General features: G+C 50.8%; 3 protein-coding genes and 1 pseudogene. 1 reads left to right on the top strand and 3 read right to left on the bottom strand.

Annotation, left to right across the window (positions count from 1 at the left end):
* Nucleotides 1-63: 63 nt before the first annotated feature.
* Together OGV38_RS15730 and OGV38_RS15735 are read right to left on the bottom strand one after the other, a co-directional pair.
* Nucleotides 64-381, bottom strand: coding sequence for a hypothetical protein (locus OGV38_RS15730; protein WP_286473938.1), 318 nt, complete (start codon nucleotides 379-381; stop codon nucleotides 64-66).
* Nucleotides 382-480: 99 nt separating this feature from the next.
* Nucleotides 481-2,163, bottom strand: a complete 1,683-nt coding sequence (locus tag OGV38_RS15735; RefSeq protein ID WP_286473948.1) for a methyl-accepting chemotaxis protein — start codon at nucleotides 2,161-2,163, stop codon at nucleotides 481-483.
* A 361-nt stretch (nucleotides 2,164-2,524) separates the two neighbouring features.
* Here OGV38_RS15735 and OGV38_RS15740 point away from each other — a divergent pair, with 361 nt between their 5' ends.
* The gene (locus OGV38_RS15740; protein WP_001067855.1) at nucleotides 2,525-3,229 is read left to right on the top strand and encodes an IS6-like element IS26 family transposase; all 705 of its coding nucleotides are present in this window, start codon (nucleotides 2,525-2,527) and stop codon (nucleotides 3,227-3,229) included.
* A 45-nt stretch (nucleotides 3,230-3,274) separates the two neighbouring features.
* Here the strand turns inward: OGV38_RS15740 and OGV38_RS15745 are convergent.
* A pseudogene (locus OGV38_RS15745) lies at nucleotides 3,275-3,571 on the bottom strand (transposase); the annotation flags it as partial.
* Nucleotides 3,572-3,601 lie beyond the last annotated feature (30 nt).

A 3,601-nucleotide genomic window follows, 5' to 3' on the forward strand; every position in this document is an offset into this window, starting at 1 on the left:
TGTTCATTAAGTCACCTGTTTTGTGTTGAGGTGAGAATATCACCTTTAATCAGGTGGCCAAATTTACTGTGCCACTACAAGCCGCCTTATATTCACCAGCAGGTTTTTCATCAGTGAAATGGCGCGTCCCACAGAGAGAATTTCAATATACAGGTTAAGGTCGTTTTGTTTCAGGTAGTTCAGGAAGTCTGGCTCACTGAGACTTTCCCCTGCCTCCTCGTAAAAGCAGGCAATCGCTTCCATGTTATTCATGTAGGTGCTGATTGCGGCGTACTCGTGTCCTTCCATCTGTTCAAGGATGACCCTGACAGACTGCATCCGGTCGGTCAGTTTCGCATGTATGTCTGCATATTTAGCCTGGCGGGGATTTATTTCACTCATTATTACTGTCGCCTGTAAATAACCGGCACAGTGCGAACACCATGCCGGGAGATTATGGCTGACAAAACGGGAACGACAGGATCCCGCTGTTGTCGGGGGTCAGAAGGTTTCCCAGTTCTCGCTGGCGTGTTGTTCCGTTTCACGAACGGACTTTACCGCTTTAACCTTACTCTGCGGGCTGGTGTTGCTGATTGTCGGTACTATGGTATTTTTTCGTTCAGCATCGCGTTTTTTATTATCACGGAGACGAAATACGCTCACCTTCTCCTGCAGAATCCGTGACTGATTCTGCAACGAAGCGGCAGTGGCTGCAGACTGTTCCACCAGAGCTGCATTTTGTTGGGTGGTGCTGTCTATCTGGCCCATGGCGCTGTTAATCTGGGCAATACCATCTCCCTGCTCACGACTGGCCTTGGCTATTTCCTCAATCAGCCCTTCCATGCTCTGGACGTTACTGATGATATCCTCCATTTCCCTGTCTGCTTTTTCAACCAGGGTACGGCCGGATGCAATGCGGGAAACGGAGTCATCAATGAGCTCTTTTATTTCCCGCGCGGCAGAAGCACTGCGCTGAGCCAGATTACGAACCTCTCCGGCCACAACCGCAAATCCACGGCCGGACTCGCCGGCGCGTGCGGCTTCCACGGCAGCATTAAGCGCGAGAATGTTGGTCTGGAAGGCAATCCCGTCGATGACCTGGATGATGGCTGTCATTTCAGACGAGGTGTCGTAAATCTCCTGCATCCGGGAAGACACCTCACTCATGACCACTCCATTCTGTTTCACAATGGCCGTTGTTTCTGTCACAAACTGGTAAACCTGTGCTGTATTGCCGGCAGTATTGTTTATGGTGGCCGTCAGTTGTTCCAGAGTGGCCGCCGTCTGTTCCACACCGGCAGCCTGCTCTTCGGTGCGGGCTGACAGGTCTGTATTACCACTGCTGATTTCTGCTGCAGTCAGCGCAATATTGTCCGCTCCCTGACGTACTTCCCGGACGGTGTTACTCAGACTCCCGCACATATCACGCAGTGCCTGCATCAGTTGCCCCAGCTGGTCCTGTGAGTCCACTTTAATCTCCACACACAGGTTACCTTCCGCCACTTCCCGGGCAATCCGGACGGCTGAAATCAACGGACTGGTAATGCTTCTGGTGATCAGCCATGCCAGCACACCTCCCAGAAGAAGCGCCATACACCCAGTGATGATCAGTGTCAGTATGGCTGCCGTACCATTATCAGCGATAACTTCACCCGCTTTATCTATGCTTGTTTTTTCGTATTCCACCAGTGCCTGCAGACTGGCCATGTAGTCATTTATGATCGGTAATTGCTGTGACCGAATGAAGTGGTTCAGGGCTTCACGGTCCCCCTGCTCACTGATCTGAAGAGCTTTTACCAGGGTATCTGCATACACCTGACGCTTTTCACCAATGGTTTTCAGCAGCTTAATACCCTGCTCTGAAGTAAGCTCCCTGTTAAATTTATCCTGCAGTATATCCACGCGAGCAGCGGTTTTCTCTATCCGCTGCTGTGCATATGTCCTGATATCCGGGTCCCCCGACGTCAGCAGAACCAGTCCAAGCGCACCGTTTGATTCAATACCGGTCTGCCATTCATTCGCCATACGCTCCTGCAGAAGATAATTATTCATCACGCGATCGGTGGAAGTGAGCATAGAGTTCAGGTACCCCACTCCGGTCACTGTCATGATCATGATAAGAACCAGAATTAGGCTGAAGCTGCCAGCCAGCCTGATACCCACACTAAAGTCTTTGATTTTCATTTTATTACCCGTGAATGAAGCTGGTTATTTCGGACCCCGGTGTCCCTGACAAATAACTGGTGCCTCCAGACTTATTTATGAGGAATCATATTTTGATTAACGAGATCTGTTATCGGTATCAGTGTGCCTGAATGGAGTGTGTCAGACACGACCATTTAATACCCCGGAGCGTCCTGCCAAAAAAGACCAGCCGGTGAGGGCTGGTCTGAAATCTGACAATGTCTATGGGGTCTACCGTTGCGTAGAGGGCTGTCACAACGTTAATAAGATTATCGGCAACAGTCCGGTAAACTTTAACGGCACTGTTGCAAATAGTCGGTGGTGATAAACTTATCATCCCCTTTTGCTGATGGAGCTGCACATGAACCCATTCAAAGGCCGGCATTTTCAGCGTGACATCATTCTGTGGGCCGTACGCTGGTACTGCAAATACGGCATCAGTTACCGTGAGCTGCAGGAGATGCTGGCTGAACGCGGAGTGAATGTCGATCACTCCACGATTTACCGCTGGGTTCAGCGTTATGCGCCTGAAATGGAAAAACGGCTGCGCTGGTACTGGCGTAACCCTTCCGATCTTTGCCCGTGGCACATGGATGAAACCTACGTGAAGGTCAATGGCCGCTGGGCGTATCTGTACCGGGCCGTCGACAGCCGGGGCCGCACTGTCGATTTTTATCTCTCCTCCCGTCGTAACAGCAAAGCTGCATACCGGTTTCTGGGTAAAATCCTCAACAACGTGAAGAAGTGGCAGATCCCGCGATTCATCAACACGGATAAAGCGCCCGCCTATGGTCGCGCGCTTGCTCTGCTCAAACGCGAAGGCCGGTGCCCGTCTGACGTTGAACACCGACAGATTAAGTACCGGAACAACGTGATTGAATGCGATCATGGCAAACTGAAACGGATAATCGGCGCCACGCTGGGATTTAAATCCATGAAGACGGCTTACGCCACCATCAAAGGTATTGAGGTGATGCGTGCACTACGCAAAGGCCAGGCCTCAGCATTTTATTATGGTGATCCCCTGGGCGAAATGCGCCTGGTAAGCAGAGTTTTTGAAATGTAAGGCCTTTGAATAAGACAAAAGGCTGCCTCATCGCTAACTTTGCAACAGTGCCTTATTTTGTTCCTCCAGACGGCGAACCTGCTTTTCCAGCTCACGAATACGTTGCTGGTCTGGAGTAATGGGTGTCGCAGAGGGCGCAATCCCCTGACGCTCTCGCCTGAGCTGGCGCACCCAGGACTCAAGCGTGGTAGAGCCGACATTCATCGCTTCACTGGCTTGTCGATACGAGTAGCCCTTATCAACGATCAACTGTGCACATTCCAGCCTGAACTCAGGGGTAAAAGTACGCTTCGTTTTCTTGTTCATTAAGTCACCTGTTTTGTGTTGAGGTGAGAATATCACCTTTAATCAGGTGGCCAAATTTACTGTGCC

Source organism: Citrobacter sp. Cb080 (assembly GCF_030334745.1).
Lineage (GTDB): Bacteria > Pseudomonadota > Gammaproteobacteria > Enterobacterales > Enterobacteriaceae > Citrobacter > Citrobacter braakii.

Bases quoted from the DNA above. Each gene is read 5' to 3' on its own strand.
- OGV38_RS15735 (WP_286473948.1), bottom strand. From the start codon at position 2,163: ATGAAAATCAAAGACTTTAGTGTGGGTATCAGGCTGGCTGGCAGCTTC.
- OGV38_RS15740 (WP_001067855.1), top strand. From the start codon at position 2,525: ATGAACCCATTCAAAGGCCGGCATTTTCAGCGTGACATCATTCTGTGG.
- OGV38_RS15730 (WP_286473938.1), bottom strand. From the start codon at position 381: ATGAGTGAAATAAATCCCCGCCAGGCTAAATATGCAGACATACATGCG.